At 69.5% G+C, this 26,055-nt stretch carries 23 protein-coding genes, 1 other RNA gene, 1 pseudogene and 1 riboswitch; of the genes and pseudogenes, 12 read left to right on the top strand and 13 right to left on the bottom strand.

The window, feature by feature from the left end:
* Positions 1 to 29: 29 nt before the first annotated feature.
* From WS69_RS02365 to WS69_RS02345, 5 genes are all read right to left on the bottom strand, one after another.
* The gene (locus WS69_RS02365; RefSeq protein WP_059469294.1) at positions 30 to 767 is read right to left on the bottom strand and encodes an SIMPL domain-containing protein; all 738 of its coding nucleotides are present in this window, start codon (positions 765 to 767) and stop codon (positions 30 to 32) included.
* Between the two features lie 197 nt (positions 768 to 964).
* Entirely contained in the window at positions 965 to 1,426 is a 462-nt protein-coding gene (locus WS69_RS02360; protein WP_059469218.1) for an EVE domain-containing protein, read from the bottom strand.
* 75 nt (positions 1,427 to 1,501) lie between these two features.
* Positions 1,502 to 1,683, bottom strand: a non-coding RNA gene (gene ssrS, locus WS69_RS02355) — 6S RNA.
* 82 nt (positions 1,684 to 1,765) lie between these two features.
* Positions 1,766 to 2,080, bottom strand: a complete 315-nt coding sequence (locus WS69_RS02350) for a cell division protein ZapA (protein WP_059469217.1) — start codon at positions 2,078 to 2,080, stop codon at positions 1,766 to 1,768.
* Positions 2,077 to 2,427: a hypothetical protein gene (locus tag WS69_RS02345; protein WP_059469216.1), complete on the bottom strand. Its 351-nt coding sequence runs from the start codon at positions 2,425 to 2,427 to the stop codon at positions 2,077 to 2,079. The genes WS69_RS02350 and WS69_RS02345 overlap by 4 nt, the downstream gene beginning before the upstream one ends.
* 203 nt (positions 2,428 to 2,630) lie before the next feature.
* Positions 2,631 to 2,892: riboswitch (cobalamin riboswitch) on the top strand.
* A 68-nt stretch (positions 2,893 to 2,960) separates the two neighbouring features.
* Between WS69_RS02345 and WS69_RS02340 the strand changes: the two genes are divergently transcribed.
* The 6 genes from WS69_RS02340 to cobC all read left to right on the top strand — a co-directional run bounded on the left by WS69_RS02340 (position 2,961) and on the right by cobC (position 9,244).
* Positions 2,961 to 4,901: a TonB-dependent receptor domain-containing protein gene (locus WS69_RS02340; RefSeq protein WP_059469215.1), complete on the top strand. Its 1,941-nt coding sequence runs from the start codon at positions 2,961 to 2,963 to the stop codon at positions 4,899 to 4,901.
* Between the two features lie 69 nt (positions 4,902 to 4,970).
* The gene (locus WS69_RS02335) at positions 4,971 to 5,972 is read left to right on the top strand and encodes a FecCD family ABC transporter permease (RefSeq protein ID WP_059469293.1); all 1,002 of its coding nucleotides are present in this window, start codon (positions 4,971 to 4,973) and stop codon (positions 5,970 to 5,972) included.
* Positions 5,969 to 6,802: an ABC transporter ATP-binding protein gene (locus tag WS69_RS02330; RefSeq protein ID WP_059469214.1), complete on the top strand. Its 834-nt coding sequence runs from the start codon at positions 5,969 to 5,971 to the stop codon at positions 6,800 to 6,802. The genes WS69_RS02335 and WS69_RS02330 overlap by 4 nt, the downstream gene beginning before the upstream one ends.
* Positions 6,803 to 6,845: 43 nt before the next feature.
* A complete protein-coding gene (cobT, locus tag WS69_RS02325; protein ID WP_059469213.1) occupies positions 6,846 to 7,901 on the top strand; it encodes a nicotinate-nucleotide--dimethylbenzimidazole phosphoribosyltransferase in 1,056 nt (351 codons plus the stop codon).
* 6 nt (positions 7,902 to 7,907) lie between these two features.
* Positions 7,908 to 8,666 carry an adenosylcobinamide-GDP ribazoletransferase gene (locus tag WS69_RS02320; protein WP_059469212.1) on the top strand — a complete coding sequence of 253 codons (759 nt, stop codon included), beginning with the start codon at positions 7,908 to 7,910 and terminating at the stop codon, positions 8,664 to 8,666.
* The gene (gene cobC / locus WS69_RS02315) at positions 8,651 to 9,244 is read left to right on the top strand and encodes an alpha-ribazole phosphatase (RefSeq protein WP_059469211.1); all 594 of its coding nucleotides are present in this window, start codon (positions 8,651 to 8,653) and stop codon (positions 9,242 to 9,244) included. Before WS69_RS02320 ends, cobC begins: the two co-directional genes overlap by 16 nt.
* A gap of 358 nt (positions 9,245 to 9,602) precedes the next feature.
* Here the strand turns inward: cobC and WS69_RS02310 are convergent, their stop codons facing one another.
* From WS69_RS02310 to cobU, 4 genes are all read right to left on the bottom strand, one after another.
* Positions 9,603 to 10,511: a cobalamin-binding protein gene (locus tag WS69_RS02310; protein ID WP_059469210.1), complete on the bottom strand. Its 909-nt coding sequence runs from the start codon at positions 10,509 to 10,511 to the stop codon at positions 9,603 to 9,605.
* Positions 10,512 to 10,591: 80 nt separating this feature from the next.
* Complete coding sequence (cobD, locus tag WS69_RS02305; RefSeq protein WP_059469209.1) at positions 10,592 to 11,614, bottom strand: threonine-phosphate decarboxylase CobD; 1,023 nt, start codon at positions 11,612 to 11,614, stop codon at positions 10,592 to 10,594.
* Positions 11,607 to 12,551, bottom strand: a complete 945-nt coding sequence (gene cbiB / locus WS69_RS02300) for an adenosylcobinamide-phosphate synthase CbiB (RefSeq protein ID WP_059469208.1) — start codon at positions 12,549 to 12,551, stop codon at positions 11,607 to 11,609. The genes cobD and cbiB overlap by 8 nt, the downstream gene beginning before the upstream one ends.
* Positions 12,545 to 13,102 (bottom strand): bifunctional adenosylcobinamide kinase/adenosylcobinamide-phosphate guanylyltransferase, encoded by a 558-nt coding sequence (gene cobU, locus WS69_RS02295; RefSeq protein ID WP_059469207.1) that lies wholly within the window; start codon positions 13,100 to 13,102, stop codon positions 12,545 to 12,547. The genes cbiB and cobU overlap by 7 nt, the downstream gene beginning before the upstream one ends.
* A gap of 27 nt (positions 13,103 to 13,129) precedes the next feature.
* On the opposite strand from cobU, the pseudogene WS69_RS02290 reads away from it, so the two are divergent.
* The 3 genes and pseudogenes from WS69_RS02290 to WS69_RS02280 all read left to right on the top strand — a co-directional run bounded on the left by WS69_RS02290 (position 13,130) and on the right by WS69_RS02280 (position 16,504).
* Positions 13,130 to 14,757 (top strand): annotated as a pseudogene (locus tag WS69_RS02290) (cobyric acid synthase).
* Positions 14,758 to 15,268: 511 nt separating this feature from the next.
* On the top strand, positions 15,269 to 15,685 hold the full coding sequence (locus WS69_RS02285; RefSeq protein ID WP_059469205.1) for a DoxX family protein: 417 nt from the start codon (positions 15,269 to 15,271) through the stop codon (positions 15,683 to 15,685).
* Between the two features lie 195 nt (positions 15,686 to 15,880).
* Positions 15,881 to 16,504, top strand: coding sequence for a ParA family protein (locus WS69_RS02280; protein ID WP_059469204.1), 624 nt, complete (start codon positions 15,881 to 15,883; stop codon positions 16,502 to 16,504).
* 120 nt (positions 16,505 to 16,624) lie between these two features.
* Here the strand turns inward: WS69_RS02280 and panD are convergent, their stop codons facing one another.
* From panD to WS69_RS02260, 4 genes are all read right to left on the bottom strand, one after another.
* Positions 16,625 to 17,011: an aspartate 1-decarboxylase gene (gene panD, locus WS69_RS02275; RefSeq protein ID WP_059469203.1), complete on the bottom strand. Its 387-nt coding sequence runs from the start codon at positions 17,009 to 17,011 to the stop codon at positions 16,625 to 16,627.
* A 53-nt stretch (positions 17,012 to 17,064) separates the two neighbouring features.
* On the bottom strand, positions 17,065 to 17,904 hold the full coding sequence (panC, locus tag WS69_RS02270) for a pantoate--beta-alanine ligase (RefSeq protein ID WP_059469292.1): 840 nt from the start codon (positions 17,902 to 17,904) through the stop codon (positions 17,065 to 17,067).
* A 713-nt stretch (positions 17,905 to 18,617) separates the two neighbouring features.
* The gene (locus WS69_RS02265; protein ID WP_059469202.1) at positions 18,618 to 19,493 is read right to left on the bottom strand and encodes a segregation and condensation protein A; all 876 of its coding nucleotides are present in this window, start codon (positions 19,491 to 19,493) and stop codon (positions 18,618 to 18,620) included.
* A gap of 4 nt (positions 19,494 to 19,497) precedes the next feature.
* Complete coding sequence (locus tag WS69_RS02260) at positions 19,498 to 19,686, bottom strand: DUF3460 family protein (protein WP_059469201.1); 189 nt, start codon at positions 19,684 to 19,686, stop codon at positions 19,498 to 19,500.
* Positions 19,687 to 19,894: 208 nt separating this feature from the next.
* Here WS69_RS02260 and WS69_RS02255 point away from each other — a divergent pair, with 208 nt between their 5' ends.
* Genes WS69_RS02255 through WS69_RS32860 form a run of 3 tightly spaced genes read left to right on the top strand, consistent with a single transcriptional unit; the run spans position 19,895 to position 25,978 of the window.
* Entirely contained in the window at positions 19,895 to 21,712 is a 1,818-nt protein-coding gene (locus tag WS69_RS02255; RefSeq protein WP_059469200.1) for an autotransporter assembly complex protein TamA, read from the top strand.
* Positions 21,713 to 21,725: 13 nt separating this feature from the next.
* Positions 21,726 to 25,820, top strand: coding sequence for a translocation/assembly module TamB domain-containing protein (locus WS69_RS02250; protein ID WP_059469199.1), 4,095 nt, complete (start codon positions 21,726 to 21,728; stop codon positions 25,818 to 25,820).
* The gene (locus WS69_RS32860) at positions 25,817 to 25,978 is read left to right on the top strand and encodes a hypothetical protein (protein WP_156437904.1); all 162 of its coding nucleotides are present in this window, start codon (positions 25,817 to 25,819) and stop codon (positions 25,976 to 25,978) included. The genes WS69_RS02250 and WS69_RS32860 overlap by 4 nt, the downstream gene beginning before the upstream one ends.
* Positions 25,979 to 26,055: the final 77 nt, after the last annotated feature.

The raw sequence follows: 26,055 nt of genomic DNA, 5'->3' as shown, positions 1-26,055 counted from the left end.
ACCGCATGCGGAGCGAAGCCGCGCCGCCGTCATTTCATCTGCACCGAGCCGTTCACGTTGACGGTCACGGTCGTCTTGCCGCCCTCGACGGCGATCGGCGCGCTGACCTTCGCGCTGTCCATCGCGGGCGCGGCCATCGCGAACATCCGCGGATACGGCTGCACGTTGCGGCCGCTGCCGACGTTCACGTCGCGGATCGAATAGCTGTTGTAGCCGAACGCGCGCGTCGCTTCCTCGGCGCGTGCTCGGAACGCCTTGATCGCTTCCGTCGTGAGCTTCTGCTCGGCCGCGCGCTGCGCTTCGGGCGACAGCGAGAACGCGACGTTGCCCACCTGCATCATCGGGTTCAACTGGCCGGCGAGCTTCGATGCGGCCGCGAAGTCGTGCGATTCGAGCACGACCTCGGTGCGGCCGCGCCATGCGGAGATTTTGCCGTCGCGGTCGACGCTCGGCGACACCGAGAATTCGCCCGTGCGAGCCGTGACGCCCGTGACGCCGCGCGCCTGCGCGAGCGCCGCGTCCGCGCGCTTGTTCAGCTCGGCGGTCAGCGTGCCCGGGTCTTTTGCCTGCTGTTCGTAGAACAGCGTGATGTCGACGACGTCCTGCGGGACGTCGGTGCTTGCCTGCGCGGACAGCGACAGCACGCCCGCGGGCGGCTGCATCTGGCCCATGCTTTGCGCGCGTGCGGCGGACGGCGCGAGCGCCAGTGCGATCGGCAGCGCCGCCGCGAGCGTGACGGCAATGGCTAGAGCGGATTTTTTCGTCATTGTTGACTCCTTGAGCGTAAGCGCGCACGCAACATGCGGCGTGCAGGGCGCGGACGGACGCCGCGCTTCGTTCGAAACGCCCGGCGGACGCGGCACTGCATCCGTTGAGCGCCCGTTAGGCCGTCGAAAGCGGGCCGAGGTTCCGGCCGGCGCGGCTTCGCGCGCCGTGTCTGGCAATGTTTGACGCGGCCGCCGCGTCACTTCATCAGGCGCTTCGTGATGAAGCGCCATTCGTCCGGCGTGACGGGCGTGATCGACAGGCGGTTGCCTTTCGCGAGCACGCGCATGTCGGCGAGCGCGTCGTGCTCGCGCAATGCGGCGAGCGGAATGAGCGGCGCCTTCTTGACGAAGCGCACGTCGACGAGCACCCAGCGCGGCGTTTCCTGCGTCGACTTCGGATCGTGGTACGGACTTTGCTGATCGAACTGCGTCGGATCGGGGTAGGGCGTCGAGCACACCTCCGCGAGCCCAGCGATGCCGGGCTCGGGACAGCTCGAATGGTAGAACAGCACGCCGTCGCCGATCTGCATCGTGTCGCGCATGAAGTTGCGCGCCTGATAGTTGCGCACGCCGGTCCATGGCAGGGTCTGGCCGGAGGCGGCGGCGAGGTCGTCGATGCTCGCCTCGTCCGGTTCGGATTTCATCAGCCAGTAGCGCATGGATCGGAACGACTCGACGCAATGAAAAGGCTGCACAAAAGAAAGCGGCATCGGGACTTGCCCGATGCCGTTGAATAGGCCCCCGCCTTAGCCGCTAGGCCGGCATCCTGAACCTGAGGTTCAGAATTGGTCGCAGTTAGCAGCACTTCGGGTACATCAGACAGAGTGACGCGCGCGCCCGTGCTACAAATTTCCGCAACCGTGCACATGGCATTGGTTCAAGGAATATATGACCTTGGCGAACCAGGCAGGGAAGCTGACTTAACTGTTCGAATCACCTTTGAATTCAGCAGCTTGACCACGATAGATCAAGCATTGGCCGAACCTGGTGAAACTTGCTTACTGCACCTCGTGCTGTGCGAGCACTGCACCGAGCTGTTCATTCATTTGGCGCATTGTACGCCGGATTTCTTCCGCAGGGAACGCTTCTCCGTGACGCACGCTCTGTTGCAGCCTCAGCAATTCCGACGCGAGCGACAGCGCCGCCATCACGGCGATGCGATCGGTGCCGCGCACCGAGCTGTTCGCTCGGATCTTCGACATTTCCGCGTCGACGCGCGCGACCGCTTCGAGGAGCGCCGCTTCGGTTTCGGGCGAGCAGGCGAGACGATACGCCTGGCCGAGAATCGATACTTCGATCTGCTTGGCGCTCATGCATGTTCTCCGTGGCCGGTCGTGCCTTCGCCTTCATCGCTCGCCTGCGGCGCGAGCAGGTCGAGCTGGTTTTCCGCATCCGGCACGCTTTTCGTGCGCGGCAATTTTTCGAGGATCGCGTTGAGCTTCACCTGCGCGTCGTCGATCTTCGCCGACAGCGTGTCGCGTTCCGCCGCGAGCGCGTTGCGCTCGTCGCGTAGTTGCTCGAGTTCCGCGCGCAGCGTTTCCGCTTCCGTGCGCAATTGCGCGACCTGCTCCTCGAGCGCGAGCCGTTCCGCTTGATGGCGTTGATTCAGCGCGATCAGGCGGCCGATGTTTTGAGATAGGGTTTCGAGTTCGTTGAGCATCTGCTGCGTCCTCTAAAGACCGAGCATTTTAGCGCGGAATAAACGACATTCCGATATCTGTAACGTTTCTAGACGTAACACCCCCGCTTCTCGCCGCGAAATCGTCTTCGTCGTTCGTTGATGCCGATCTGTTTATCGGCATGCGCGGCGAGGTTTCTTGCGCTGCGTCGCCGCGTTTCCTTGACGCTGCCGCGCGCGCGCTCCTAAACTGGCGCCGCCTCGGTGCTCGCGCGCTTCGCGCGCGGTTAAACGGGAAGCAGGACGCGACGTCCGCCAGGACCGAGCCAACCTGCGCTGCCCCCGCAACGGTAAGCGATCGCATCGGTTCCGATGCAAGCCGCACTCTCGATGCGTCGGCCCGGCCTCTTCGGCCGGCCGCCGACCCTGTGCCACTGCGCTTCGCGCGCGGGAAGGCGAGGCGGTGACGTCGTCAGCCCGGATACCGGCCAAGGCGGGGAGACGGGCGCGCCCGTCTCCGTGATGCCGGGGCCTGCGGGGAAGCGGGCGCCGCAGTGGCTCAACAGGATGCCTTCATGCGAACCCCTCTCGCCCGCGCAGCGCTCGCCGCTCTGTCCGGGTTGCCGTGCGTCGCGCTTGCGCAAGGCGACGCGTCCGTTTCGTCATCGTCATCGTTTTCGCCCGCTTCTTCAGTCTTGCCTGCGCCGTCCGCAGCTTCCGCGTCTTCTGCTTCTTCGGCATCTGCTTTGGCCGCGCAGCTCGCGCCGATCGTCGTCACCGCGCAGCGCGGGCCGCAGACGCTCGCCGACGCGATCCCGCAAACGACGCTCTTCGATGCGCGGGACATCGCCGACAGCGGCGCGACCGATCTGCCCGGCCTGCTCGCGCTCGCGCCCGGCGCACAGATCGTGCGCAACGGCGGGCCGGGCGCAAGCGCAAGCCTCTTTCTGCGCGGCGCACAGCCGACGCAATCGCTCGTGCTTATCGACGGCGTGCGTGTCGATTCGGCGAGCCTCGGGCAGGCGCAGATCAGTCAGTTTCCGCTCGACCAGATCGAGCGCGTCGAAGTGGTGAACGGCAATGTGTCGTCGCTGTATGGGTCCGGCGCCATCGGCGGCGTCGTGCAGGTGTTCACGAAGCGCGGCGGCAATCATCCGCCGCGCTTCGATTTCTCGGCGAGCTACGGCAGCTATCACACGCAGACGCAGAGCGCAGGTGTGTCGGGCCGGCTCGACCAGGACGGAAAGACGACGTTCAGCGTGTCGCTCGCGCGCTTCAAGACCGACGGATTCTCGTCGCTCGATCCCGCGCTCAAACCGCAAGCGAATCCGAACGCGAACGGCTATCTGAACGAGAGCGCGTCCGCTTCGCTCAGGCACGCGTTCAGCGACAAGTGGGATGCGGGCGTCACGTACTTCCAGGCGAACGGCAAGAACAGCTTCGACGACGCATTTGGCGCGCCGACCGATCTGAACGATCTGTACAGCCGGGTCCAGCAGATGTCCGCGTTCGCGAACGGCCAGCTCACCGGCTGGTGGACGACGCGCGTGAACGTGTCGAGCGGCAAGGACCGCAGCCAGTCGGCGCTGAACGGCGCGTACACCGACCACTTCGACACCGACAACCGCCAGTACTCGTGGCAGAACGATTTCACGATTGCGCGCGGCCACAAGATCCAGGCGGGCTACGAGCGGCTCGACCAGTCGTTCGAATCGAACGTGTTCGCCGCACCCGAGCGCCACGTGAATTCCGGCTGGCTCGGCTACACCGGACGCATCGGCGACAGCCAGTTCCAGGCGAACGTGCGCCGCGACCACTACTCCGATTTCGGCGGCGCGAACAGCTACTATCTCGGCTACGGGCTCGACGTCACCGAGCGTTGGAAGGTGTCCGCGAGCTATTCGAGCGCGTTTCGCGCGCCGAGCTTCAACGATCTGTACTATCCGAACGCAGGCAATCCGTCGATCCGGCCCGAGCGCAGCCATTCGATCGAGGCGGCCGTGCAGTATGCGTCGGATGCGGTGGGCGTCGTGCGCGTTACTGCGTTTCAGACGCGCTACACGAACCTGATCGACTATCGTCCCGCCGCGAGCGGGCCCTACTATGTCGCGCAGAACGTCGGCCGCGCGAAAGTGCAGGGCGTCGAGGGTTCTTGGCAGGGGCATGTCGGCAAGACGGCCGTGCGGGTCGCGGCGACGCTGCAGAACCCGATCGACGAAACCGCCGGCGAGGATCTGACCCGGCGCGCGCGGCGCTTCGCGTCGGTCTCGGCGAATCGCTCGTTCGGCGGCTGGCGCGTCGGCGGCGAATGGTTCGTGAGCGGACCGCGCGACGATTACGGCAACCGCCTCGGCGGATACGGGATCGTCAATCTGTCAGCGCGCTACGACATCACGAAGTCGTGGTACGTGAGCGCGCGCATCGACAACCTGTTCGACAAGGACTACGAGCTTGCATATGCGTACAACACGCCGCGCCGCGGCGCCTACGTCACGCTCGGCTGGCAGCAGCGCTGACGGCCGGTCGCGGCGTTCGTGCCTTCGCGCGCGAGTGGCAGCATGAGGGCCGACGCGCGCGGCGCCGGCATGCACGCGGCGCGCGCAGCCGCGATCTGGGTCGCGCTCGCGCTCGGCGCGTGCGCGGCGTTCGTCGCGTCGCTCACGCTCGGCAGCGTGCCGATGACGCCGCTCGATGCGCTCGCCGCGCTCGTTCATTGCGCGAGCGCCGATCCGCTCGCGGCCGACATCGTCCGCACGCTGAGGCTGCCGCGCGCGCTCGCCGGCTTCGGCTGCGGCGCGCTGCTCGCGCTTGCGGGCGCGCTGCTGCAGGTGCTGCTGCGCAATCCGCTCGCCGAGCCGTACGTGCTCGGCGTGTCGGGCGGCGCGGCCGCGTTCGCGCTCGTCGCGATGATCGCGGGCGGCGCGTGGTGGCTCGTCGATGCGGCATCGTTCGCCGGTGCGCTCGTGTCAATCGCGTTCGTGCTCGGGCTCGCGCGCCGCGAGCTGTGGCGCGGCGAGCCGCGCGACGCGTCGCCGCGGCTGCTGCTCACGGGCGTCGTGATATCGGCAGGGTGGTTCGCGCTCATCACGCTGATGCTGTCGATCGCGCCCGAGGAGCGGCTGCGCGGCATTCTGTTCTGGCTGTCGGGCGACTTGAGCGGCGCGGCGTCGCCGTGGTTCGCGCTGGCGGCGCTCGTCGTCGCCGCGCTCGCCGCATTGCCGGTCGCGCCGCAATTGAACGTGCTGCTGCGCGGCGACGCGGCGGCGGCCGCGCTCGGCGTGCCAGTCGCGCGGCTGCGGCTGCGCATCTATCTGATCGCGTCGCTCGCGGCGGCCGCGGCCGTCACGACGGCGGGCACGATCGGCTTCGTCGGCCTCGTCGTGCCGCATGCGTTGCGGCTCGCGTTCGGCAACGATCAGCGGATGCTATTGCCCGCGACGATGCTCGCGGGCGGCGCGGGCGTGATGGCCGCGGACTTGCTTGCGCGCACGGCGATCGCGCCCGCGCAGTTGCCGGTCGGCGTGATGACCGTGCTGATCGGCGTGCCGCTCTTCCTGTGGATGCTGCTGCGGAGGACTTCGCGATGACGACGCACGGCGCGCCGACGTCGCGCTCCGCCCGCTACGGCACGTGGCGTCTCGTGCTGAAGGCGGGCGCGCGTACGCTGCTCGACGATTTCACGCACACGTTCTATCCGGACGAGCTGTGGTGCATCGCCGGGCCGAACGGCGCGGGCAAGACGACGCTGATCACGACGCTCGCGGGGCTCGCGAAGCCCGCGGCTGGACACGTCGAGGCAGACGGCGTGCCGCTCGCCGATTGGCGGCCCGAAGCGCTCGCGCGGCGGCGCGCGCTGATGGCGCAGACGCTGCACGATGCGTTCAGCGCGAGCGTGTTCGATACCGTGCTGCTCGGCCGCTTCCCGCATCTGACCGGCTGGGGCTGGGAGCGTCCCGACGATCGCGCCGCCGCGCGCGCGGCGCTCGAGCGGCTCGGACTCGAATCGTTCGCCGCGCGCGATGTGCTGTCGCTGTCGGGCGGCGAGCGGCAGCGCGTCGCGCTTGCTGCCGCGCTGTGCCAGGACGCGCCGCTGCTGCTGCTCGACGAGCCGCTCGCGCACCTGGACCTGCATCATCAGATCGACTGTCTCGTCGCGCTTGCCGACTGGCTGCGCGCGGGCGAGCGCACGGCGATCTTCTCGTGCCACGACCTGAATCTCGCGCGCCGCTTCGCGACGCACGCACTGCTGCTCGACGGCAACGGCGCCGTGCACGCGGGCCCGGTGCGCGACGTGCTGACGCCCGAACTCGCGAGCCGCGCGTTCGGCTATCCGCTCGTGCTGATCGAGCGCGACGGCCACGAGGCGCTCGTGCCTGCGTGGCGCGACGCGCGCGGCGGCCGCAACCGCATCACCTGATCGACGCGTATCACGCGACCTTTTCCATTCACGAGACGAACCGATGACCTCCACCTTCTCCCTGCCGCACGTCGACCCGCTCGATGACGCCGAACTGCGCGCGACGCTCGCACGCATCATCGATCACAAGACGAAGCCGCCGGGCAGTCTCGGCCGTCTCGAAGCGCTCGCGCTGCAGCTCGGCCTGATTCAGCGCACGACCGCGCCGAGCATCGTGCGTCCCGCGATGATCGTGTTCGCGGGCGACCACGGGATCGCCGCCGAAGGCGTGAGCCCGTATCCGCAGGCGGTGACCGCGCAGATGGTCGCGAACTTCATCGCGGGCGGCGCGGCGATCAACGCGTTTTCGGGCGTCGCGGGCCTGACGCTCGAGATCGTCGATGCGGGCGTCGCGTCGCCGTTGCCCGAGTCGCCGCTGCTCGTCGGCGTGGCGATCGCGCGCGGCACGCGCAACTTCGCGCACGAGCGCGCGATGTCGCGCGACGAAGCGCTCGCCGCGCTCGCCGCGGGCGCCGCACGCGTGCGGCATCACGCGGCGCTCGGCACCAACGTGATCGGCTTCGGCGAGATGGGGATCGCGAACACGTCGGCCGCCGCGTGCGTGATGAGCCGCCTGCTGAACGTGCCGCTCGACGCATGCGTCGGGCGCGGCACGGGCCTCGACGACGCGGGGCTCGCGCACAAGCGCGCGGTGCTCGAACGCGCGCTCGCGCGCCACGCCGACGCGCTCGAGCCGCTCGACGTGCTCGCGACGTTCGGCGGCTTCGAGATCGCGATGATGGCGGGCGCGTTCATCGAAGCGGCGCGCGCGCGGATGACGATTCTCGTCGACGGCTTCATCGCGACGTCGGCGCTCCTCGTCGCCGATGCGCTTGCGCCTGCGGTACGCGACTACTGCGTGTTCTCGCACGTGTCGAACGAAGCGGGGCATCGGCGCATGCTCGATCATTTCGGCGGCGAGCCGCTCCTCGCGCTCGACCTGCGTCTCGGCGAAGGCACGGGCGCCGCGCTCGCGCTGCCGCTCGTGCGTGCGGCGGCCGCGTTCGTCAACGAAATGGCGAGCTTCGAGTCGGCGGGCGTCGCGAACCGGGATGCGTGACGCGCGATGAATCCGCTCGCCGAACTGCGCTACTTCGTCGTCGCGCTCGGGTACTTCACGCGCGTGCCGGTGCCGCGCGCGATCAGCGGCACCGCCGTCGATCTCGCGCACGCGGCGCGTTATTTTCCGCTCGTCGGCGTGTGCGTTGGCGCGCTCGCGGCGGCCGTGCATCTCGCCGCGTCGCGCGTGTGGCCGACGGGCGTCGCGGCGCTGCTGTCGATCGCGGCGACGCTCGTCGCGACGGGCGCGCTGCACGAGGACGGCCTCGCCGACAGTTGCGACGCATTCGGCGGCGGCTACACGCGCGACGACGTGCTGCGGATCATGCGCGATTCGCGGATCGGCACGTTCGGCGCGGCGGCGCTCGTCGTCGCGCTTGCGCTGAAGTGGCAGACGCTCGCCGCGATGCCGCCGATGCGGGCCGCCTGGACGATGATCGCCGCACATGCGGCGAGCCGCACGCTCGCCGCGAGCCTGCTCGTCACGTTCGACTACGCGCGCGCCGAAGGCAAGGCGCAGCCGGTCGCCCGTCGGATGAGCGCGAGCGCGTTGATGTTCGCGGCGGCGTTCGGCCTGCCGTGGCTGTTCTGGCCGGACTGGCGCGCGGGCGCGCTCGCGCTCGCGGTGACGCTCGCGCTGCGCGCGTGCATCGCGCGTTATCTCGACACGCGCATCGGCGGCTACACCGGCGATTGTCTCGGCTTCGCGCAGCAGGTGTTCGAGCTCGCGATCTATCTGGTGATGCTCGGATGGATCTCGTCCTGATTCGCCATCCGGCCGTCGCCGTCGAAGCGGGCGTCTGCTACGGCGGCAGCGACGTGCCGCTCGCGGCCGACGCGGCGATGGGCGCGGCCGGCATCCTGCGGCGCTTGAGCGCGCTCGGCATCGCGGGCGCCGCGCGCGCGTCGCGCGTGTGGTCGAGCCCGCTCGCGCGCTGCGCGGACGTCGCGCGAGTGCTCGCGCGAGAGGCCGGCGTGCCGCTCGAATGCGACGCGCGGCTGCGCGAGATCGATTTCGGCGCGTGGGAGTTGAAGCGCTGGGACGCGATCGGCCGTGACGCGCTCGATCGATGGAGCGCCGATCTGATGCATGCGCGCGAGCACGGCGGGGAGAGCGTCGCGCAGTTCGCCGCGCGCGTGCGGCCGGCGCTTGCGGCGCTCGCTGCTTCGGGGCTGGCTGGCTGGGTCGTCACGCATGCGGGCGTGATGCGCGCGCTGGCGTCGCACGCGCTCGACGCATCGCTCGAAACGATGCTCGCGCGGCCGATCGCGATGGGTGGCATCGTGTGGCTGCGGCGCGGCGGGGATGCGGGCGGCTGGCGGCTCGTGCATTGGGACGGTTGATTCGACGCCGATTCGGCGCGTTCGAGGCGACGCTCGCGTGAAGGCGCGCTGGCGCGCGTCGCTGGATGACGCGCGTTCGAACGACGAAGATCGCGAGATGCCGTGTGCGCACGAAGCGTGGATGCTTCGAATCCAGGCCTGTTCGAATCGAGGCGTTACGGCGAAGTACCGAATCGCCTTCAGGCGGGATCGAGCGATGTGCATGGCACGCTGCGGCGCGCGGGCGTCCGATCGGTTCCTGGCCGAAGTCGATCGAACGCCGGCGTGCGCGGACAGACCCCGAACGCTCCCGTCAGCGACGAGCCATGCGCCCACGCATTTCGCGGCATTGTCGATGCGATGGAGGCAAGACGCCGCGTCACGGCTTCGGCCGCCGAGACCGCGCGACGTCGAGATCCCGGCACAGCGCTTCGGCCCCTTGCGCGATGCGCGGCGCGGGCCGCGTCAGCAGATCGCCGTCGATCGCGAAGAGATTGCCGCGCGCGACCGCCGTCATCTTCGGCCATGCGCGCCAGCGCGCGAAGTCGGGCAGTGCATCGCGCGTCGCGGTTGCGCCGGCGGCCGTCGTCACGATCGCTTCCGGATTGGCGGCGAGCACCGCCTCGTCAGTGACGGACGGCGCGATCGGCTGCAATTGCGCAAACACATTGCGCCCGCCGCACAGCGCGATCACGTCGCTGATGATGTGATCGCCGTTCAGCGTGATGAGCGGCTTGTCCCATGCCTGGAAGAACACGGTGACGGGCGGCTTGTCCGCGTAGCGCGCGCGAAGCTGCGCGATCCGCTGCCGGTACGCGTCGGCCGCCGCCGACGCGATGTCGCGCGTGCCGAACAGCATGCCCAGCTTGTCGAGCGACGTCGCGACGTCGTCGAGATGCCGCGGCTCGCTGAAGTAGAGCGGGATGCCGAGCGCGCGCAGCCGCTCGGTCTCGCGCTCGGCGTTGCCGTGGCGCCAGACGACGATCAGGTCGGGCTTGAGCGCCGCGATCCGTTCGAGGTCGAGCGCCTGGTTCGAGCCGACGCGCGGAATCGCCTTCGCGGCGGGCGGGTAATCGCTGTACGACACCGCGCCGACGAGCCTCGCGCCGCCGCCCGCCGCATAGATCAGCTCGGTCACGTGCGGCGCGAGGCTCACGACACGCTGTGCCGGCGCGGCGAGCGTGATCGTGTGGCCCGCGTCGTCGGTGACGACGATGCTCGCGTGCGCGGCGGCGAACGGAAACACGCAGGCGCAGGCGGCGGCAAGCCGAAAGAGGGCCGCGCGCATCGGCCTCGATCTCGTCGATGTTGTCGATGTTGTCGATCTTGTCAATTTCATCGATCCCGGCGGTCTCGTCATGTCGCTCGTCAAGCGGAAAGCATCGATACGCACTCGGCGAGCGCATGTTCGAGCCGCCGCCATTCTTCTTCGTGAGCGGGCAGCCCGATCCGCACGCTCGGCGCGTGCGCGAAGTAGCGGGTCCAGATGCCGCGTGCGGCGAGCGCTTCGTGCAGCGCGTGCGCGCGCGGATCGGCGGTCCAGCCGAAGAGCGGCGTCGCGTGCGTGACGAAGCCGTTCGCGCGCAGCAACGCGGCCACGCGCGCGCCGTCGTGCGCGAGCCGCTCGCGCGTCGCTTGCTGCCACGCTTCGTCGGCGAACGCGGCGAGCACCGCATGACGCGCTGGGCCGCTGACGGTCCACGCCCCGAGCGTGTCGCGCAGCCGCTTCAGCAGCGCGGGCGCGGCGAGCGCGAAGCCCGCGCGCACGCCCGCGAGCCCGAAGAACTTGCCGACCGAGCGCAGCACGACGAGGCCGTCGCGGTTCGTTTCGGCGGCGAGCGACGTGCTCGCGGGCGCGTCGGCGTCGGCGTCCGCGAACGCCTCGTCGACGACGAGTGCGCCGCCGCGCGCGGCGAGCTGCGCGTGCCATCGCAGCAGTCGCGCACGGTCGACGCGCTCGGCGGTCGGATTGTTCGGATTCGCGACGATCGCGTACGTGAGCGATGCGGGCAGCGCGTCGCTGCCGTAGTCGAGCGACGCAATCGCATGGCCGTGGCGCGCGAACGCGGGCGCGTACTCGCTGTACGCGAGCGGCGCGACGCCGACCGTGCCGCGCTCGAACAGCGCGGGCAGCGCGCGGATCGCCGCCTGGCTGCCCGCGACGGGCAGCACGTGCGCGGCGCTCGGCGCGCCGTAGTAGCGCGCCGCGTGCTCGGCGAGCACGCCGTCGTCCTCGGGCAGCCGGCGCCATGCGTCGGCGGGCACGGGCGGCACCGGATAGCCTTGCGGATTGATGCCCGTCGACAGGTCGAGCCATGCGTCGCGCGGGATGCCGTAGCGGCGCGCGGCTTCGTGCAGATTGCCGCCGTGCGTGATCGGCGCGTCAGCCATGATGCGTCGCGATCGACAGTGCCGCGCCCGCGATCAGCAGCGCGAGCCAGAGAATCATCGTGCGTGCGACGAGCGACAGCGCCGCCGCGACGTGCGCGGGCGCCGCGGGCTCGCCCGCGCCGAGCACCGGGCGCGCCTCGATCGCGCCGTGATAGATGGCGGGGCCGCCGATCACGACGTTCAGGCTGCCCGCGCCCGCGGCCATCACGGGGCCTGCGTTCGGGCTGTCCCAGTGGCGCGCCTGCGTGCGCCAGCAGCGCCACGCGTTCGCGGTGTCGCCAAGGAGCGCGTAGCTCGCCGCGGTGAGGCGTGCGGGCGCCCAGTTGAGTGCGTCGTCGATGCGCGCGGCCGCCCAGCCGAAGCGAGCGAAGCGCGGCGTCCGATAGCCCCACATCGCGTCGAGCGTGTTCGCGAGCCGGAACAGCAGCGCGCCCGGGCCGCCCGCGATCGCGAACCAGAAGAGCGCGCCGAAGATCGCGTCGTTGCCGTTCTCGAGCGCCGATTCGACCGCCGCGCGCGCGAGCGCCGCCTCGTCGGCGTCGCTCGTATCGCGCGACACGATGCGCGACGTCAACGCGCGCGCGGCCGCGAGATCGCGCCGCAGCAGTGCGGCGGCGATCGGCGCGATGTGTTCGGCGAGGCTTCTCGCGCCGAGTGCGAACCATAGCAGCGCGACGTGCAGCGCGGCGGCGAGCGGCCACGGCAGCGTCGCGACGAGCCACGCGGCGAGCGCGACGGGCGGCGCGACGACGGCGAGCCATGCGGCGAGGCCGGCGAGCCGCCCGCGTCGGCCGGTGTTGAAGAGGCGTTCGACGTGCGCGGCGAGCCGGCCGAAGCCGACGAGCGGATGCGCGGCGCGTGGCTCGCCGACGAGCTTGTCGACGACGCAGCCGGCGACCGCGAGGAAGGCGACGGCGGGCAGGGACGGCATCAGCATCGCGGATCGCCTTCGTGCTTCACCGTGACGGGCAGCCCGGCCACGCACAGCGTGACACGCGTCGCGAGCGCCGCGATGCGCTGGTTGACGCGGCCGAGCGTATCGACGAAGCGGCGCGTATCCGCGCCAAGCGGCACGACGCCGAAGCCGATCTCGTTGCTGACGACGATCACCTGCGCGCGCGTCGCGCGCAGCGCCGCCTCGAGCTCGGCGACGCGCGCGTCGCACAGCGCATCGTCGACGCCTTGGCCGCCGGCTGGGCAGAGCAGGTTCGTGAGCCAGAGCGTCAGGCAGTCGATGAGCATGCACGCGTTCGGATCGTCGAGCTGCGCGATCGCGTGCGCGAGCTCGACGGGCGCTTCGACGAGCGCCCAGTCGGCGGGCCGGCGCGCGCGATGGTGCGCGATGCGCTCGGCGAATTCGTCGTCGGCGACGCGGGCAGTGGCGATGTAGGTGACGGGCCGGCCGCCGGCGGCGGCGAGCCGTTCGGCGTGCGCGCTCTTGCCCGAGCGCGCGCCGCCGAGAACGAAGGTGAGGTCGCGCGGAGTCATCGCATGATTGTAACGGGCCGCGCGATAATGCGGCCTTCACCATTTGTCTTTGTCGCGCGCCGCGCGTCGCGCATTTCGAATCCACAATGACTGCCAACGCCAACGCCAACGCCAACGCCAACGCCAACGCCAACGCCAACGCCAACGCCAACGCCAACGCCAACGCCAACGCCGCGCGTCCGCGCGGCACGCTGATGATCCAGGGCACGACGTCCGACGCGGGCAAGAGCACGCTCGTCGCGGGCCTGTGCCGGCTCGCGCGCCGCGCGGGCGTGCGCGTCGCGCCTTTCAAGCCGCAGAACATGGCGCTCAACAGCGCGGTGACGGCGGACGGCGGCGAGATCGGCCGCGCGCAGGCGCTGCAGGCGCTCGCGGCCGGCATCGACGCGCACACCGATCTGAATCCCGTGCTGCTGAAGCCGACGGGCGACCGCGGCGCGCAGGTGATCATCCATGGCAAGACGCGCGCGAACCTGAACGCGCGCGCCTATCACGACTACAAGCCGACCGCGATGCGGGCGGTGCTCGAATCGTACGGCCGGCTGCGCGGCGCGTACGACGCGGTGATCGTCGAGGGCGCGGGCAGTCCGGCCGAGATCAACCTGCGCGAAGGCGACATCGCGAACATGGGGTTCGCGGAAGCGGTCGACTGCCCGGTCGTGCTCGTCGCGGACATCGATCGCGGCGGCGTGTTCGCGCATCTCGTCGGCACGCTCGCGTGCCTGTCGGACAACGAGCGCGCGCGCATTCGCGGCTTCGTGATCAACCGCTTTCGCGGCGATCCGGCGCTGCTCGAGCCGGGGCTGCGCTGGCTCGAGCAGCAGACGGGCAAGCCCGTGCTCGGCGTGCTGCCGTATCTGCACGGGCTCACGCTCGACGCGGAGGACATGCTGCCCGCGAGCGCGCGCACGTCGGCTTCGCGGCGCGACGCGGGCGTGCTGCGGGTCGTCGTGCCCGCGCTGCCGCGGATCAGCAACCACACCGATTTCGACGCGCTGCGCGTCCATCCGCGCGTCGATTTCACATACTGGAAGAGCGGGCCTGTGCCCGACGCCGATTTGCTGATCCTACCCGGCTCGAAGAACGTGCTCGCCGATCTCGCGTGGCTGCGCGGCGCGGGCTGGGACGCGCTGATCAAGCGCCATCTGCGCTACGGCGGCAAAGTGATCGGCGTCTGCGGCGGCATGCAGATGCTCGGCCGCGCGCTCGACGATCCGCATGGCGTCGAAGGCGCGGCGGGCGCGACGAGCGCGGGCCTCGATCTGTTCGACTACGCGACGACGCTGATGCCGGAGAAGACGCTCGTCAACGTGACCGGGCGGCTCGCGTTCGCGGGCGGCGCGCGCGTATCGGGCTACGAGATCCACATGGGGCAGACGCGCGGGCCGGCGCTCGCGTCGCCCGCGCTGCGGCTTTCGGGGCCGGGCGGCGAGCGGCCGGACGGCGCGGTGTCGGCGGACGGGCAGATGCTCGCGACCTATCTGCACGGCCTCTTCGACACGCCTGATGCCTGCGCGGCGCTCCTCGAATGGGCGGGGCTCGGCGGCGCGGAGCCGGTCGACTATCCGGCGCTGCGCGAGGCGTCGCTCGAACGGCTCGCCGATACGCTCGCCGAGCATCTCGATCTCGACCGCGTGTTTGCGGCATTCGCCTGACGGGCGTCGTCGTCGCGCGAAGTTCGGGGCTGGCCTGCGTACGTCGAGCGCTTGCACGGGATGTCGTGGGTGGGCGGCGGTTGGGTGATTGGGTCACGCTGGCTCGGCGCCGGCTGGCCGGCCGGCGCCGAGGAAGGACGCGAAAGGATCCGGCCGGCTCGATGCCACACCTGTTCACTCGTTTCGGGGCTTCGAACGCATTCCCTTGCTTTTGTCGGCCGACGGCGAGGCCGCGCGCGCGCTCGGTGCTTGGCGTTCTGCGAGCGATGGGCAACGGACGGCACAAGGCACAAGGCACAAGGCACAAGGCACAAGGCACAAGGCACAAGGCACAAGGCACAAGGCACAAGGCACAAGGCACGACGGCCTCGGTCGCCCCATCCGAATCGCCCCGTTTTATCGTCAATTAATTCTTTTTGAGAAATAATTTAAGTTGGATCAGCTGTTTTTCCGCGAAAACGGTTCGAATAAAGTTCGTTCCATCCAAACTTCGACAAAAAGGGAACCCAACATGGATTCGAACCGTTTGAACGACATCGGCGCTGCGTTGCTGCGCGTCGCGCTCGGCGTGCTGTACCTCGCGCACGTCGCGCAGAAGGTGTTTGTGTTCACGCTGCCTGGCACCGCGCAGTTCTTCGCGTCGATCGGCCTGCCGGGCTGGCTCGCGTACGTGACGACGGTCGTCGAGATCGTCGGCGGCCTCGCCCTCCTGACGGGCGTGCAGGTGCGGCTCGCGTCGCTCGTGCTGCTGCCGTTCATGCTCGGCGCGACGATGACGCACGTCCCGAACGGCTGGAGCTTTGCCGCGCCGCACGGCGGCTGGGAATATCCGGCGTTCTGGGCGGTCACGCTCGTCGTCCAGGCGTTGCTCGGCGCCGGCGCGTTCGCGCTGGGCGGCGCGCGCGGCCTCGTCGGCAAGGCCGCATAAGCGGCGTCGCGGCCGCCGCGACGGCCCGGCTGCGGCGTTCGACCGCGGCCGGGCCGTCGTCCGTTCGACCGATGCGCGGTCGCCCCTGTTTCGGCGCAAGCGCATTTGCCGATATCATCGCTCCCTGTATCCGCATCTTTCGCGGCGCGTCGCCTGTGCCGGGCGTCGCGCCGCGCGGCTTCTTCGGGGGAATTCATGACGGTGATCGTGGTGGCGAATCCGAAGGGCGGCGTAGGCAAGAGCACGCTGTCCACCAATCTGGCTGGGTATTTTTCGGCGCAGGGCGCATGGGTCGCGCTCGCCGATCTCGACCGGCAGCAGTCCGCGCACGCGTGGCTCGATCTGCGGCCGGCCGCGCTGCCCGCGATCGAGACCTGGGCGCTCGATCCCGATTCGCCGGCGAAGCCGCCGCGCGGCCTTGAATACGCGATCGTCGACACGCCGGCTGGCCTGCATGGCAATCGGATGAACGTCGCGCTCGAGTTCGCCGACAAGGTGATCGTGCCGCTGCAGCCGTCGATGTTCGATATCCTTGCGACCCAGCAATTCCTCCAGCGCCTCGCGAGCGAGAAGGCAGTGAAGAAGGGCTTGATCGAAGTGGGAATCGTCGGGATGCGGGTCGACGCGCGCACGCGCTCGGCCGAGCAACTGCACCGCTTCGTCGAGGGGCTCGATCTGCCGGTGCTCGGCTATCTGCGCGACACGCAGAACTACGTGCAGCTCGCCGCGCACGGCCTCACGCTGTGGGACGTTGCGAAAAGCCGCGTGGAGAAGGATCTCGAGCAGTGGCTGCCAATCGTCGAATGGGCGCAGAAGTAGCACGCCGGTGCGCTGTCGGCCGCGCGGCTCGCGGGAGCCGGCGGTTTGGGCGCGTCGGCGGTTTCGGGGCCTCGCGCGTTCGCGGCGAGGCATTGACTCGAGCGGCCGGCCGAACGCCGTTCAGGTCCAGTTCTGCGTCGGCACGTGGTCGCGGCTGCCCTTGATCTTGTTGTCGTCGCCGACGAACACGAGATCCGGCTTCCAGCCCGCCTTCAGCTCTTCCTCGTCGATCATCGCGAACGCGGCGATGATCACGAGGTCGCCCAATTGCGCGCGGCGCGCGGCCGAGCCGTTCAGCGAGATCATCCCGCTGCCGCGTTCGCCCTTGATCGCGTACGTCGAGAAGCGCTCGCCGTTGTTGATGTTCCAGATGTCGATCCGCTCGTTCTCGACGATGTTCGCGGCTTCGAGCAAGTCTTCGTCGATCGCGCACGAGCCTTCGTAGTGCAGCTCGCAGTGCGTGACCGCCGCGCGGTGGATCTTCGATTTCAGCATGTGGCGCTGCATGATGGCTCCCTTGGTGCTACCAGACGATGAGTGGTCGGCTGCGCGGCCGGCCGTCAGATTTCCAGATTGTCGATGAGGCGCGTTGCGCCAAGCTTCGCGGCCGCGAGCACGACGAGCGGCTCGCCCGCCTCGGTTTGGGCCGCGCTCGGCGCGACGAGGTTCGCGCGCCTGCGGACCGACACGTAGTCGGGCTTCCAGCCGCGCGCGGCGAGGCTGTCGACCGCGCGCTGCTCGATCGCCGCGAGGTCGCGCTCGCCGCCCTGCACTGCGTCGCGCACCCGCGCGAGCGTCTTCGCGAGCTCGGGCGCTTCCGCGCGCTCGGCCGGGCTCAGATAGCGGTTGCGCGACGACAGCGCGAGGCCGTCGGCGTCGCGCACGGTTTCGGCCGCGATGATGTCGACGGGTATCGCGAGCTGCTGGCACATCCGGCGCACGATCATCAGCTGCTGGTAGTCCTTCTTGCCGAACACGGCGACGCGCGGCTGCACGCACGACATCAGCTTCGTGACGACCGTGCACACGCCGGTGAAGAAGCCCGGGCGGAACTCGCCTTCGAGGATGTCGCCGAGATCGTGCGGCGGCTGCACGCGATATTCCTGCGGCTCAGGGTACATGTCGCGCTCGGTCGGCGCGAACAGCACGTAGACGTTTTCCTTCTGCAGCTTCTCGATGTCGTCCTGCAGCGTGCGCGGATATTTGTCGAAGTCCTCGTTCGGTCCGAACTGCAGCCGGTTCACGAAGATGCTCGCGACGACGGGATCGCCGTGCTGGCGCGCGAGCCGCATCAGCGACAGGTGTCCCTCGTGCAGGTTGCCCATCGTCGGCACGAACGCGATGCGGTTCTGGCCGCGCAGCTGGTCGCGCAGTTCCTGGATCGAGCTGATGACTTTCATGAGTTGGCGGTTCCTCGCGCGGTGCGCGCGTTGGCCGCGCGAGGCGGCGTGGTCTGGATCGTCGTGGCCGGGCGCCGCGCAGGGCGTCGAGCGTCGGCGATTGTAGAGGATTTGCCGTTTTAGCGCATCGATAAAAGCACGATCGTTCACTTTAATCGGCGAAGGCGAGGCGCGGGAGCGGCAATCAAATAGGGTAGGGCTGACATGTCGACGACGCGAGCGCGTTGTCGAAGCCGCCGACGCGCAGCGTGCGGTGGCGACTTCGACAACCCGCAGCGTGCGGTGGCGGCGCAACCACGCGCTGCGGCGGAACGGTCGGGACACGGCAAGCGGGAGGGCGAGCCGCATCGGCCAGGCGCGTTTCAACGGAGCGGGCGTGTCAGGCGCGGACCGGCAACACGCGGCCGGACGAGCGCGTGCAACGGCGAGCACGCGACCGGAGCCGGGGATGGCGGATCGCCCGCAAACACGGCGCGCGTGCGAATCGGCGAATCAATACAAAGAGACGCGGATTCGTATCGACGGCCGACGCCGTTGACGGTGGCGGCAATCGACGCCGGCGAGCGCGCGGCGCGCATGCGCCGAAGCGGCAATCTACAGAGGAAACGACCCGGTCCAGGCTCAAACGCCCGAGCAAGGCTCGCCGAACCAGCCGCCATATTCGAAAAAAGAGCCGGCGCTCGGCCGAACGACGGACTCGCGCGCGCAGCCGCTCAAGCCGGCAGATAAGCGAGCCGCACGTAGATCGGCGCGAACGGCTCGGCCTGCGTGATCTCGACGAGCGATTCGCGCGCGAGCTCGAGCATCGCGATGAAGTTGACGACGACGACGGGCATGCCGCGCGACGTGTCGAATAGATCGGCGAACTCCATGAAGCGCGCGTTCTGCAGCTTGCGCAGGATGAGGCTCATGTGCTCGCGCACCGACAGCTCCTCGCGCGAGATCCTGTGATGCTGGACGAGCTTCGCGCGCTTCAGCACGTCGGCCCACGCGGCGCGCAGGTCGTCGGCGTTCACGTCCGGGAAGCGCGGCGTGATGCTCTGCTCGATGTACACCTCGGCGCGCAGGAAGTCGCGGCCGAGCTGCGGGAGCTGATCGAGGCGCTGCGCGGCGAGTTTCATCTGCTCGTACTCGAGCAGGCGCCGCACGAGCTCGGCGCGCGGATCCTCCGCTTCCTCGCCCGTGTCCGCCTTCTTCACGGGCAGCAGCATCCGCGACTTGATCTCGATCAGCATCGCCGCCATTAGCAGGTACTCGGCCGCGAGCTCCAGGTTCGATTCACGGATCTGATCGACGTAGCCGAGATACTGCGCGGTGACGTCCGCCATCGGGATGTCGAGCACGTTGAAGTTCTGCTTGCGGATCAGGTACAGCAGCAGATCGAGCGGACCTTCGAACGTTTCGAGAAAGATTTCGAGCGCGTCCGGCGGGATGTACAGGTCCTGCGGCAACTTGAAGAGCGGCTCGCCATACAGGCGAGCGAACGCCGCGACGCCGTCGACCGTGTCGGGCGTCGAATCCGCGCCTGCGGGCGCGGCGATCGCGTCTTCGGGCTGCGCGCTGGCGCTGGCCTCGTCGGCGGCGCTCACGGCGTCAGAAGTTCTGGTAGTAGACGTACGAGGTCTGGCGAACGCTCGATTGCTGCTGCGTGTCGCGCTCGTCGAGGTCGATCGGCTGCTTGTCCCACAGCAGCGAGCGGCCCTTGCGCTGTTCTTCTTCGAGCGTCGGCTTCTGCTGCTTCAGCTGATTCAGGAATTGCGTGATGTCGGACTGGTACGGCATGGCTTGGCTTTCCGTTCTGGGCCGGGCGCGGCGCGCCCGCGAATGCGATCGATGGGATTTTACCGCAACGCGGGGAACAGCCGGCGGCAAAAGGCGTCGAAAGCGCGATCGTCGTGCGGCAATGTGGCCGAAAGCGCGTTCTGCGCCCACGGCACTGTGTTCAAATGACGGCGTTGGTCCGACGATATTCTTACAGCGGAGGTCTTGTTTGGCAGGGCGGGCACCACGACAGCGTGCTTTTTCGCGCGCCGCGCGCGGCGCGTCGAGCCGGGCGCCCGGATGGCGCGCATTTGCGCGGCGTGGTTTGCGCGTGCTGCTCGCCGGCTGCGTGGCCGCGCTCGCGGCGCCCGCGTTCGCGAAGTACGCGGTCGAGATCGACGCGCCGCGCTCGGTCAAGAGCCTGCTCAAGCAGCACCTCGACATCGCCCGCTTCGCGAAGCGCGAGGACTTGAGTGTTGATCAGTTCGAATTCCTCGTGACCGCGACGCCGCAACAGGTGCGCGAGCTTGCCGCGACGGCTGGCTACTTCTCGCCCGTCGTGCGCACCGACGTGCGCACGCGCGGCGGCGAGCGCCGCGTGACGGTGTCGGTCGAGCCGGGCGCGCAGACGGTCGTGTCGGCCGTCGATCTGACGTTCGACGGCCCGGTCGCGAGCGAGGACCCGAAGCAGGAGACGGCGACGCGCCTCGCGTTCTCGCTCAAGCCGGGCGACGCGTTCACGCAGTCCGGCTGGGACGACGCGAAGAACGCGGCGCTCAAGCAATTGCAGGCGCGCCGCTATCTCGGCGCGAAGATCACCGCGTCGGAGGCGCGCGTCGATCCGCGCACGCGCGAGGCGAGGCTCGCCGTGACGTTCGACAGCGGGCCGACGTTTACGCTCGGCGAGCTCGACGTGTCCGGCGTGCGCCGCTATCCGGAGAAGATCGTGCGCAACGTGAATCCGCTGTCCGCCGGCGAGATCTACGATGCGAAGCGCATCGCCGAATTGCAGCGCCAATTGCAGAACACGCCGTACTACGCGAGCGTCGCGATCGACGTATCGGACGACGTCGCGCGGCCGCTCGACACGTCCGTGCACGTGAAGGTCAGCGAGTATCAGTACAACAGCGTGCGCGGCGGGATCGGCTACGCGACCGACACGGGGCCGCACATCCAGGGCTCGTACACGTATCTCGACACGTTCGGCGCCGCGTGGCCGCTGTCGGTGTCGGGGCGGATCGACAAGATCCAGCAGTACGGGCAGGTCCAGCTTTCGATGCCGCCCGGCCCGCGCGCGTGGACCAACAGCATCCTCGCGTCGTACACGAACACGAACGTGTCGGGCACGCGGATCTACAGCGCGCGCGTCGGTGCGCAGCGCACGCGCGCCGGCCAGTTCATCGACTATACGTACTCGCTGATGTTCTATCAGGACCGGCTCGACCAGAACGGCGCCGGCCCGACGACGAGCCGCGCGCTCGTCCCGCAATGGGCGTGGACGCGCCGCGACGTCGACGATCCGCTGTTCCCGCGCTCGGGCAACCTGATCCATGCGGAAGCCGGCTTCGCGGTGAAGGGCGTGCTGACCGACCAGACGTTCATTCGCGGCTACGCGCGCGGCCAGCAATACATGCCGATCGGCAAGCGCGATCTCTTCGTGTTTCGCGCGGAGCTGGGCGGCGTGTTTACGAGCGGTAGCTCGTCGGGCGTGCCGGCGTCGCTCCTCTTCCGCGCGGGCGGCTCGAACTCGGTGCGCGGCTACGGCTATCAGAGCATCGGCAATTCGGTCGACGGCTCGGTGCTGCCGACCAAGTATCTCGTGACGGGCACGGCCGAATACCAGCACTGGTTCAATCGCGACTGGGGCGCAGCGACCTTCTTCGACATCGGCACGGCGACCGACGCGTGGGGCGAGAAGGTGTTCTATCCGGGCGCGGGTGTCGGCATGCGCTGGCGCAGCCCGGTCGGCCCGGTCAATTTCGATCTGGCTTACGGCTTGAAGAACAAGAGCGTGCGTCCGTATTTGACGCTCGGCATCGCATTCTGATTTTTCATTTGGCATGACGAAGGACGTATCCGACCCGACTCCACCCGACGCGCCGGACGGCGGCGCGCCCCACGGCCCGCGCGATACCGCGCCGAACAGACGCTCGCGCGGCCGGCGCGCGTTCGCCGTGCTCGCGTGGACGGCGCTCGTCGTCGTCGTGCTCGTCGTCGCGACGGCGGGCGCGCTCTTCGCCGCCGCGACGACCGAGCGCGGCACGCAGCTCGCGTGGCGGGCGGCCGTCAAGCTGCTCGGCGGGCGGCTTTCGGGCACGCTCGAAGGCGGCACGCTCGCGACCGGCGTGCGGCTAACGCAGCTCGCGTGGACGAGCCCCGATGGTTCGGGCACCGAAGTGAGGATCGATCGCGTCGCCGGACGCTGGGCGCTCACGCGTGCGCCGTGGCGCTTCACGATCGCGTCGCTGCGCGCGGGTTCGATCGACGTGCGCATCGCGCCTTCGCCGCCTTCGCCGACGGTCATGCCACAGGACCTGCAACTGCCGCTGCAACTCGCCATCGAGGATCTGCGCTTCGGCAAGCTGCTGATCCACGAAGCCGGCTCGACGACCGAGCTCGACAACCTGATCTTCCGCGGCGCGAGCGACGGCCGTCGCCATGACGCGACAATCGAGCGCCTCGACACGCCGTTCGGCGCGCTGACCGCGAACGCGCGGCTCGACGGCGTGCGGCCGTTCGCGATCGATGGCGGCGCGACCTATGCGGGCAAGCTGTCGGGCGAGCCGGTCGATGCGCGCGCACGCGTGTCGGGCTCGCTCGAAGCGCTCGCCGCGGACCTCGACGCTTCGGGGATGAAGCTCGCGGGCCGCGCGCACGTCGAGGCCGCGCCGTTCGGCGACGTGCCGCTCACGCGCGCATCGATCGTGTTCGATCACGTGAATCCGCGTGCGCTGTCGCCGAGCGCGCCCGTCGCCGATCTCGCCGTGCGCGCGCAGCTCGAGCCCGCGACGCCCGATCCGAAGACACCGAAGGCGTTCGTCGTCACGGGCTCGGTGTCGATCGTCAACGCGAAGCCCGGCACGCTCGGCGACGAACTGCTGCCGCTCGTCGACGCGCACGCGAACGTGCGGCTCGACGCGCACGCGCAGCGCATCGGCGCGCTCGAGGTGCGCACGATCCGCGACGGCAGCGTGACGGGCAGCGGCGCGCTCGCGAGCGGCCGCGGCAAGTTCGATCTGAAGGTCGCGAATCTCGATCCGAACGCGTTCGTCGCCGTGCTGCGGCCGATGCGGCTCGCGGGGCCCGTCGGCGTCGCGCTCGAGCCCGGCGCGCAGACGATCGACTTCGATCTCGCCGACGCGAAGCTCGCGCTCGGCGCGAAGGCGAAGATCAAGCTCGACGCGAAGCAGACGACGATCGCCGACGCGCGCGTGACGGCGGGCAAGGGGCGCGTCGAGCTCGCGGGCGTGCTCGAGCACGACGCGCGCTCGACCTACGACCTGAAGGCGAAGCTCGTCGATTTCGATCCGCTCGCGCTGGCGGCGGCCGGCGCGTCGTCGGCCGCGAAGCCGGACGGCGGCAAAGGCGCGAAGGGCGCGAAGCCAGCGAAGGGCGGCAAGCGCGGCGGCAACGCGAAGATCGCGCAGACATCGGCCGGCCCGCGCGCGGGCGCGGCGCGCGTGAACGGCACGCTCGCGGCGACGGGCGCGCTCGCGCCCGGCTTCTCGACGAAAGCGCAGTTCAAGCTCGGCGACAGCGTCTACGACGGCCTGCCGATGACGGGCGAAGGCACGGTGCAGATGGCGGGCTCGCGGGTCCTGCCGAGCAGCGCGAACCTGTCGATCGCGGGCAACCAGGTCGACCTGCGCGGCAGCTTCGGCGCGCCCGGCGACCGGCTGCGCTTTTCCGTCGACGCGCCGCAGCTCGAGCGTCTCGGCTTCGGCCTCGCGGGCCTCGTGCGCGCGAACGGCGAGCTGACGGGCTCGTTCGCGCATCCGAACGTCGTCGCCGAATACACGGCGAGCGGCGTCGTGTTCGGCTCGAACCGGATCGGCGCGGCGCAAGGCCGCGCGGACATTCGCGACGGCGCGAAAGGCGCGCTCGTGTTCACCGCCGACGCGAACGACATCGCGCTCGGCTCGATCAACCTGAAGACGCTGTCCGCGCATCTGAACGGCACGCGCGCGAAGCACACGTTCGATGCGAGCGCGGTCGGCATCGCAGAAGGCCGCGTGATCAACCTCGCCGTCGCAGCAAATGGCGGAGTGGTCGAAGCGCGCGACGGGATGCGCTGGGACGGCACCGTCACGCGCCTGTCGAACCGCGGCACGCCGTCGATCTCGCTCGACACGCCGCTTGCGATCTCGGCGGGCGCGCGGCACGTGACGCTGAGCGCGGCGAAGCTGTCCGTCGAAGGCGCGACGCTCGACCTGAAATCGTTCGCGCTCGAGCGCGGCAAGCTGCGCACGGCGGGCTCGATCACGAACCTGTCGGTGGCGCGCGCGCTCGAGATCCGCGCGGAACTCACGGGCAACCGCTCGCCGCTGCGCACCGATCTGATTCTCGACGGCGACTGGGACGTCACGCTCGGCGACACCGCCGCCGGCCATGCGCAGATCAAGCGCAGGAGCGGCGACGTGACGATCGCAACCGGACGCGGCGTCGCGTCGCTCGGCATCGGCGATCTGTCGGCGCGCGCGACGTTCATGCCGGGCAACCGGCTGAACGCGACCGCGCACGCGCAGGCGACCCGCATCGGCACGCTCGACGCGAGCGTCGCCGTGCCGTTCGCGCTGCGCGACGGTGTGTTCGGCGTCGCCGAGGACGGTCCGCTCACGGGCCGCATCGACGCGGACGTGCCGGCGCTGAAGTCGACGGGCGGCCTGTTCGGCCCAGGCTACCTGCTCGACGGGCGCGCCGCGCTGAAGCTGACGGTCGCGGGCACGCCCGCGAAGCCGAAGCTGTCGGGCACGCTATCGGGCGACAACCTGTCGGCGACGCTCGTCGACCAGGGCGTGCAGCTCAAGGACGGGATCGTCCGCGTGAAGCTGACCGAGAACCTCGTCGAGTTCGAGCAAGTCGAGTTTCACGGCGGCGACGGCACGCTGCGCGCGATCGGCCGCGTGCGGCTCGACGGCAGCGAGCCGGACCTGACGGCGAGCATCGTCGCCGACAAGCTCGAGCTTTTCGCGGCGCCGGACCGCAAGCTGTCGCTGTCGGGCAAGGCGGTTGTCGAGAACGACACGCCGCGCGGCGGCATCGCGATCAACGGCAAGTTCACCGTCGATCACGCGTTGTTCGATCTGCCCGAGGAGGCGGCGCCGCATTTGTCGGACGATGTCGTGATCGTGCGTCCGGGCAGCCTCGAGCGCGGCGAGACGAAGACGGGCACCGCGATCGCGAAGCCGGCGCCCGCGACCGAGAAGCCCGCGCCGCCGCTCGCGCCGCGCGCGAACATCGACATCGGCCTCGGCCGCGACTTCCGCTTCAAGGGTCACGGCGCGGATCTGCGGCTCGCCGGCACGGTGACGGTGATGAGCGCGCCCGGCGTGCCGCTGCGCGCGGTCGGCAACGTGCGCGTGGCGGAAGGCTCGACCTATACCTCGTTCGGCCGCAAGCTCTCGATCGAGAACGGCTTCTTCACGTTCAACGGGCCGGTGTCGAATCCGGGCATCAACATTCTCGCGATGCGCCGCAATCAGGAAGTCGAGGCGGGCGTGCAAGTGACGGGCACGGTGCAGTCGCCCGCCGTCAGGCTCGTGTCCGAACCGAACGTCAACGATAACGAAAAGCTGTCGTGGCTGCTGTTCGGCCACGGCACCGACCAGGGCAACAACCTCGGCCAGCAGAATGCGATGACGACGGCGCTCGCGCTCCTCGGCAGCGCGACCGGCAAGCGCGTCGCGCAGACGGTCGGGCTCGACGAAGTGTCGGTCGGCCGCAGCGACGTCGGCCTGACCGATCCGCAGGTCGTGCTCGTGTCGAAGGCGATCAACGAGCGCTTCGTGCTCGGCTACGAGCAGGGGCTGCAGTCGGCGAGCAACGCGTTCAAGGCGACGATCAACCTGACGCGATTCTGGGCGATATCCGCGTATGGCGGCACGTTCCAGGGCGTTGACCTCAACTACACGCGGCGCTTCGATCGCTGGTGGTGACGCGGGGGCGTCGCGTGATGCTCGACGTCGGCGGCGGCTCGGGCGCGCATGTGATCGGCGCGCTGTCGGCGATGCTCGCCGACGCCGGCTTCACGTCGATCGAGACGATTCCGAGCGTCGGAGACTTCAGCCTCGTGACGGGCGTGAAGCCGCGGTGACGCGAGCGCGTGATCGCGCATTGCCGCGCGCCTGCGCAAAAACGCGGAGGGCCGCTGTCGCGGCCCTCCGGATGCAT

This window comes from Burkholderia sp. BDU5, assembly GCF_001522845.1.
Lineage (GTDB): Bacteria > Pseudomonadota > Gammaproteobacteria > Burkholderiales > Burkholderiaceae > Burkholderia > Burkholderia mayonis.
Note: the sequence above shows the minus strand (reverse complement) of the source record. Positions and strands in the feature narration are given on the sequence as shown.

Coding starts and splice junctions, on each gene's coding strand:
- WS69_RS02365 (WP_059469294.1), bottom strand. CDS start 767: ATGACGAAAAAATCCGCTCTAGCCATTGCCGTCACGCTCGCGGCGGCG.
- WS69_RS02360 (WP_059469218.1), bottom strand. CDS start 1,426: ATGCGCTACTGGCTGATGAAATCCGAACCGGACGAGGCGAGCATCGAC.
- WS69_RS02350 (WP_059469217.1), bottom strand. CDS start 2,080: ATGAGCGCCAAGCAGATCGAAGTATCGATTCTCGGCCAGGCGTATCGT.
- WS69_RS02345 (WP_059469216.1), bottom strand. CDS start 2,427: ATGCTCAACGAACTCGAAACCCTATCTCAAAACATCGGCCGCCTGATC.
- WS69_RS02340 (WP_059469215.1), top strand. CDS start 2,961: ATGCGAACCCCTCTCGCCCGCGCAGCGCTCGCCGCTCTGTCCGGGTTG.
- WS69_RS02335 (WP_059469293.1), top strand. CDS start 4,971: ATGCACGCGGCGCGCGCAGCCGCGATCTGGGTCGCGCTCGCGCTCGGC.
- WS69_RS02330 (WP_059469214.1), top strand. CDS start 5,969: ATGACGACGCACGGCGCGCCGACGTCGCGCTCCGCCCGCTACGGCACG.
- cobT (WP_059469213.1), top strand. CDS start 6,846: ATGACCTCCACCTTCTCCCTGCCGCACGTCGACCCGCTCGATGACGCC.
- WS69_RS02320 (WP_059469212.1), top strand. CDS start 7,908: ATGAATCCGCTCGCCGAACTGCGCTACTTCGTCGTCGCGCTCGGGTAC.
- cobC (WP_059469211.1), top strand. CDS start 8,651: ATGGATCTCGTCCTGATTCGCCATCCGGCCGTCGCCGTCGAAGCGGGC.
- WS69_RS02310 (WP_059469210.1), bottom strand. CDS start 10,511: ATGCGCGCGGCCCTCTTTCGGCTTGCCGCCGCCTGCGCCTGCGTGTTT.
- cobD (WP_059469209.1), bottom strand. CDS start 11,614: ATGGCTGACGCGCCGATCACGCACGGCGGCAATCTGCACGAAGCCGCG.
- cbiB (WP_059469208.1), bottom strand. CDS start 12,551: ATGCTGATGCCGTCCCTGCCCGCCGTCGCCTTCCTCGCGGTCGCCGGC.
- cobU (WP_059469207.1), bottom strand. CDS start 13,102: ATGACTCCGCGCGACCTCACCTTCGTTCTCGGCGGCGCGCGCTCGGGC.
- WS69_RS02285 (WP_059469205.1), top strand. CDS start 15,269: ATGGATTCGAACCGTTTGAACGACATCGGCGCTGCGTTGCTGCGCGTC.
- WS69_RS02280 (WP_059469204.1), top strand. CDS start 15,881: ATGACGGTGATCGTGGTGGCGAATCCGAAGGGCGGCGTAGGCAAGAGC.
- panD (WP_059469203.1), bottom strand. CDS start 17,011: ATGCAGCGCCACATGCTGAAATCGAAGATCCACCGCGCGGCGGTCACG.
- panC (WP_059469292.1), bottom strand. CDS start 17,904: ATGAAAGTCATCAGCTCGATCCAGGAACTGCGCGACCAGCTGCGCGGC.
- WS69_RS02260 (WP_059469201.1), bottom strand. CDS start 19,686: ATGCCGTACCAGTCCGACATCACGCAATTCCTGAATCAGCTGAAGCAG.
- WS69_RS02250 (WP_059469199.1), top strand. CDS start 21,726: ATGACGAAGGACGTATCCGACCCGACTCCACCCGACGCGCCGGACGGC.